Source organism: Methanobacterium bryantii (genome assembly GCF_002287175.1).
In the GTDB taxonomy this organism is placed as follows: domain Archaea; phylum Methanobacteriota; class Methanobacteria; order Methanobacteriales; family Methanobacteriaceae; genus Methanobacterium_D; species Methanobacterium_D bryantii.
Window position 1 is genome coordinate 407,970 of record NZ_LMVM01000023.1, and the last position, 6,000, is coordinate 413,969.

General features: G+C 31.8%; 7 protein-coding genes. 4 read left to right on the plus strand and 3 right to left on the minus strand.

Annotated elements, in window-relative coordinates:
• Positions 1-66 precede the first annotated feature (66 nt).
• The gene (gene glmM, locus ASJ80_RS10605) at positions 67-1,413 is read left to right on the plus strand and encodes a phosphoglucosamine mutase (RefSeq protein WP_069585665.1); all 1,347 of its coding nucleotides are present in this window, start codon (positions 67-69) and stop codon (positions 1,411-1,413) included.
• Between the two features lie 574 nt (positions 1,414-1,987).
• Here the strand turns inward: glmM and ASJ80_RS17095 are convergent.
• The gene (locus tag ASJ80_RS17095) at positions 1,988-2,164 is read right to left on the minus strand and encodes a hypothetical protein (protein WP_176720338.1); all 177 of its coding nucleotides are present in this window, start codon (positions 2,162-2,164) and stop codon (positions 1,988-1,990) included.
• Between the two features lie 234 nt (positions 2,165-2,398).
• Between ASJ80_RS17095 and afpA the strand changes: the two genes are divergently transcribed.
• A complete protein-coding gene (gene afpA / locus ASJ80_RS10610; RefSeq protein WP_069585664.1) occupies positions 2,399-2,959 on the plus strand; it encodes an archaeoflavoprotein AfpA in 561 nt (186 codons plus the stop codon).
• Positions 2,960-2,989: 30 nt separating this feature from the next.
• On the opposite strand, the gene ASJ80_RS10615 is transcribed toward afpA, so the two are convergent.
• Together ASJ80_RS10615 and ASJ80_RS10620 are read right to left on the minus strand one after the other, a co-directional pair.
• On the minus strand, positions 2,990-3,334 hold the full coding sequence (locus tag ASJ80_RS10615; RefSeq protein WP_069585663.1) for a hypothetical protein: 345 nt from the start codon (positions 3,332-3,334) through the stop codon (positions 2,990-2,992).
• Between the two features lie 319 nt (positions 3,335-3,653).
• A complete protein-coding gene (locus ASJ80_RS10620; protein WP_069585662.1) occupies positions 3,654-4,142 on the minus strand; it encodes an adenosine-specific kinase in 489 nt (162 codons plus the stop codon).
• A 157-nt stretch (positions 4,143-4,299) separates the two neighbouring features.
• Here ASJ80_RS10620 and ASJ80_RS10625 point away from each other — a divergent pair, with 157 nt between their 5' ends.
• Positions 4,300-4,869, plus strand: coding sequence for a flavin reductase family protein (locus ASJ80_RS10625; RefSeq protein WP_069585661.1), 570 nt, complete (start codon positions 4,300-4,302; stop codon positions 4,867-4,869).
• A 590-nt stretch (positions 4,870-5,459) separates the two neighbouring features.
• Positions 5,460-6,000 (plus strand): Ig-like domain-containing protein (locus tag ASJ80_RS10630; protein WP_179288748.1); only part of this gene is annotated, 541 nt, incomplete at its 3' end.

The window sequence follows — 6,000 nt, forward strand, 5'->3', positions numbered from 1 at the left end:
CTCATATCTAATTAAAGAAATACAATTGAAAGCTTTTAATATAATTTTAAAGATAAGGTGAAATTTATGAAAAGACTATTTGGAACATTTGGGGTCAGAAGACTCGCAAATACAGAATTAACTCCAGAATTTGCATCAAAAATTGCCGCATCCTATGGAACACTTGTAAAAGGGAAGGTTGCAGTTGGAGGAGACACAAGAACATCCACAGAAATGATAAAACATGCAGTAATAAGCGGTTTATTATCATCAGGATGTGATGTGATCGATCTTGGAGCTTTACCAACACCTGCTCTCCAATTCGCTGTTAGGAATTACTATGATGGAGGAATCATGATAACCGCTTCCCATAATCCGCCAAAGTATAATGGAATAAAGTTAATGGACTCCTATGGTATAGGAACTCCTGATGATATGGAACTAAAGATTGAAGATATGTTTTTCGACAGCGCCCCTGACAGAGTACCATGGAATAAGATTGGGAAAGTAGAAAAGGATGAAGGAATACTAGATGAGTATATCCAGAATGTTGTAGATCGGGTAGATGCAGAAGCAATTAAACAAGCGAAATTAAAAGTAATTGTAGACTGTGGAAGTGGAGCTGCATGCTTTACAACACCTTATCTTTTAAGAAAGTTAGGTTGTGAAGTACTTACCATGAACTGCCAGCCTGATGGATTTTTCCCAGGGAGGGACCCCGAACCTACAGAGCCAAATCTTAAAGAATTAATTGAAGTTGTAAAAGCAACCGGATCAGATATCGGTGTTGCACATGACGGAGATGCAGACCGTACTATATGTATAGATGAAAATGGAAATTTTGTTTTTGGTGATAAATCATTTGCACTGGTTGAAAAATACATGTTAAAAGAAAACAACGGAGGATTAATTGTTACAACCGTAGCTACATCTTCTGCAATTTACGACATTGCAAATGAATACAACGGCGAAGTTACTGCAACAAAAGTTGGAGATTTAATTGTTGCAAGAGAACTAAAAGATAAAGATGGATTATTTGGTGGAGAAGAAAATGGAGGGTTAATATTCCCTGATTTCGTTTACGGAAGAGATGCTGCTCTTTCAACCGCTAAAATCATTGAAATAATTGCAAAAACTGGAAAACCTCTTTCAAAACTCATTGAAGAACTTCCTGTTTATTATTCAGAGAAAATGAAAATAGAATGTCCTGATGAGTTAAAGCAGGAAGTTATGCAGAAAATTGCAGAAGAAACCCGTGAATTTGAAGTAGATACAACTGATGGAGTTAAAATCTTTAAAGAAGAAGGATGGGTTATAATAAGACCTTCTGGAACCGAGCCAATATTTAGATGTTTTGCAGAAGCCAAAACAAAAGAAGAAGCTACTAAAATGGCCGAATGGGGAATATCCCTTATATCCAAATATTTAAAATAGAAAGTAAATTTCCATATTTACTTTTTAAATCTATTTTTCATGGATTTTATAAAAATAATACCCATAAAATTATAAAATGATTATCCATTACTATAAAATCCTCATTTTTATTATATTATTTCATTTTTCCAATGGCTTTACTTATATCTATAGATAAATTATATTCTTTATCCCGCAGACTGTCCCGAATATTTAAAACTGGTTTATCTGCACCATTATCTTCAGCTTGTTGAATTATATCTTACTTACTTGCAGTGAAACTTATACATTTAAGGTAATATCTGTCTGTCAAACTTACTTTCACATTTACCTCCCTTTACAAAGAACTGTTTAATTTCATGTGAACCGCCTTTAAGTAAAAATAGTTATAAATAAATCCAAAATAAGTATATAAACATTAAGTGGAAGAATATCCTACATTTATCTTCCAATTTCCCCTTATTTAATATTTTCAGGTTTCATCCTGAAATATCATTCAGTTCAATTCAGATATTTGCAAGACATTCTTCCGACATTACCTATGATCATTAAACTATAAAAAATTTATGATCATATCAAAATTAAGTAATATCAGCTACCTGTAAAATCCATAAAATTCAGCACAATGGGCGCAAAATGGATATTTTCCCTTCCAGTAATAGCTTTCATCATCTGCATTAATGTTGAATTTTTTATGGCAGATATAACATTCTTCTATCTTTTCAGGCTTTTCTTCTACTTCTTCCTTGCAAATTTCTTCATCTTTTACCACTGTTTTTTTGTCCTTTCCAGTTTCTTCGATATTACCACGACCTATAAACCTGATATACGTTTCAATTTAACTTAAATTTTATTAATTAGGGTTTAAAATTAAATTAATAAGCAGTTTAAAAATTTAATTTTTGAGATTGTATTATACAGTATTGAACTTAAAGTTTATGATGTAAATTACTTTTTTTTAAAGCAATAGAAAAAAACAATAAAAAGTTAATACAAAGAATAGGTCATGAAAAAACGAAAAGTAGCCTGGGGAATAACTGGAAGCGGCGATAAGCTGGTAGAAATAACAGAAATCGTTCGAAAAATAAAAGAAGAATACGAGGATGAATTTGAAATAAGGGCATACGTATCTAAAGCTGGAGATCAGGTTTTAAAATATTATGGCCTTTTTAAGACGTTGGAGATTGATTTTGACAGGCTTTGGGTAGAAATTAACGCTAATGCACCTTTTTTAGCAGGTGAAATACAGCTTGGATCCTATGAATTCATGTTAATTGCTCCCGCAACATCCAACACCGTTGCAAAGATAGCATTAAGGATAGGTGATTCATTAATTCCTAATGCAGCCATTATGGGTCAAAAAGCAAATATTCCAATTTATGTACTGCCATCAGACGTAGAAGAAGGAGTTACAGTAACACAACTCCCCGATGGGAGCGATCTTGAATTGATTATAAGAAAAGAAGACGTAGAACACGTTGATAAACTAGCCAGCATGGGCATACATATATTAAAGAGCCCTGAAGAAATTTATGATGTTTTTAAGAATCATTCGAGCAAAAAATGAAAAATAATTAGATTAGGCTAAGTTTAGATATTAACGCACATGTGACTGTGGAGCAGCGTCCCGTATCTGTAACGTAACCTGAAATTTATAACCCGATCCGCTTTCATCCTCGCTAAGATCAGTTACTCCTCTGAAATAATGATTCCACCTATCCCCTGAATTTGCAATGTCCATTCCAAGAGATTCCATATCATTTATCTTAGAGAAAAATTCATATGCATCTATAAGTTCTTCCCGTGGGGCCTTAATCTTAATTTGTACTACTCCCCCTGTTTTATTTAAAAATCTGACGTAATCTTCTTTTATTTCAACTTTATCCTTACCAAACCTTTTTTCTCCACCAAGTTTTTTAAATACGACATCGGATTCACTCATAAAATGACCTCTTTTTATTATAGTATTAAATTATGAACATAAAAATATAAATTTTTTTCTACCTGCAATTTAATTCAATGATTTATAGAAAAAAATAATGATTATAAACGAATTTTAGATAAAATTACGGGATAAAAACTGTTTAATTCTACAACGTACCGTTAACCACACCTACGTAACCTAAAAAAGATTATATTTTTAAATAATGAGTTTTAAACTCTAAAAAGAAGTATTAATCCCTTTAAAAATATTTAAAATAAAAAATAAATCCTATTGTTTAAATTTTCATTTTTACAAAATAAGTAAAAATAGGTTATTATTAAAATTTATAACCAAATTCTCTTAAAAAGTTTTTCCGGTATTCTTCGTCGTCTTTACTTTCGATTCCTTTAGGTTTAAAACCGTCTATTATACTTAATATACCTTTCCCCTGCTCAGTTTCAGCAACTATTACCTGGACAGGATTTGCAGTTGCACAGTAAATATTTACAACTTCAGGCACGTTCATTATACGCTGTATAACGTTGATTGGATATGCATTTTTAAGAAATATTAAAAATGAATGGCCACATCCAAGTTCAAACGTCTTATCTGCTGCAAGTTCAGTAAGGGATTCATCATTACCTGATTTTCTTACCAAACAATCTCCTGAAGCTTCACTAAATGCAAGTCCAAATTCAGCACCTGGCACTGTATTTACAATTGCTTCATGAAGGTCTTCAACTGTTTTTATGAAATGACTCTGGCCTAAAATTAAGTTACAATCCGCTGGAGCTTCTAATTTTACTATTTTAGTTTCAAATTTCATTTTAATCCCCTTAATATTTATATTCAATTTACAGTATTAATTTACGCTTTTTCGCTACTTTAATAGATAATTAACACATTCAAACAGATATCACTGCAACTCCCCAACAGCATGTAATAAATAATGAAACACTTCATATTATTTAACGGTGATAAATATGAAAAAATCAATTGGTGCAAAAACGATTGTATATCCCACTCCTGTTTTTATAGTTGGAACTTATGATGAAAATGGGAAACCAAATGCTATGAACGTTGCATGGGGAGGAATATCATGTTCCAGCCCGCCTTGTGTTTCCATTTCAGTAAGAGAAGCTACTTATACCCACGGAAATATTCTAAATAAAAAAGCTTTTACAGTAAATATTCCATCTGAAAGTCACATTAAAGAAGCAGATTATTTTGGGATTGTGTCTGGAAAAAATGAAAATAAATTTGCTTCGACAGGGTTAACACCTGTTAAAAGCAAACTTGTAGATGCGCCTTACATCAAAGAGTTTCCTCTTATTCTAGAATGTAAACTTGTTAACACAACTGAACTAGGATTACACACCCACTTTACAGGCAAAATAATGGATGTAAAAGTGGATGAAAATTTAATTGATAATGGAAATCCAGACATAGAACAAATTAAGCCATTTTTATACGATCCTTCATCTCGATCTTATTATGGTATCGGTAAACGTCTTAAAAATGCATTTTCAGTAGGAAAAGATATAAAAAGTTGATATGGGCAATTCACATGAGACTTACTAGAAATAAGTATTGTAAAACTAGGCGATAAATTCATAATGATCCATAATAATTGTTCTATAAATTTAAATAACTCTAAAAATTCTTTCGCCCAAAAATCTTCCAAATGAAAGATTTTTGGAGCCTTAAAAGCCTCTAGTGTTTAGGGGTTTTAAATTTAAAGTAAATATAACGACAAATAGTATTCAAAGATTGTATACTCCAACTTTAAATTATCTATTAAAGCTTATTTTCTCAAAATAGATTTAATTAGAGCTTTTTTCCTTAAAATAGCAATGGATATATATAAATCTAAATATGTCGCTTTAATAAGTTTTAAGAACGTTTTAAATAAAAAAATAAGATTTAATAGAGTTTATTTGCGATTTTTAAACCAAAACATTTATATAATCTATAAAATTGAACATTATATAATCCAAAAACTTAAAATGATTTCTTAAATTTAGGAAATTTTATATTTAAATTATTAAATATTGTAGGTGTAGTTTTTGGATTCGGAGGCGGTAAAATTAAGAAGAAATTACTTTTAGCGATAGCTATCGTTTTTAGCATAGCATCGCTCAGTTTGTGCAGCGTATCTACTGTTAGTGCAGGTTCTGATTTAACTGCACCAACCGTTAAAAGCACAGACCCCACAAATAAAGCAACAAACGTAGCAGTCAACAAAGCAATCAAAGTAACATTCAGCGAATCCATCAAAAAAGGAACAGGATGGATAGAATTAAAAACTAGCAGTGGAAAATCAGTAGCAGTTACAACAAGCATCAGCGGCAACACATTAACAATAACACCCAAAAGCAGCCTAACTAAAGGAACAACATACGTATTATACGTACATTCAAAAAGCATCACAGACTTATCAGGAAACAAATTCGTATACTCAGGAAGCAAAACCTTCAAAACAGACGGCACAGCACCCACCATAAAAAGTACCAGCCCTACAAATAAAGCAACAAACGTAGCAGTCAACAAAGCAATCAAAGTAACATTCAGCGAATCCATCAAAAAAGGAACAGGATGGATAGAATTAAAAACTAGCAGTGGAAAATCAGTAGCAGTTACAACAAGCATCAGCGGCAACACATTAACAATAACACCCAAAAGCA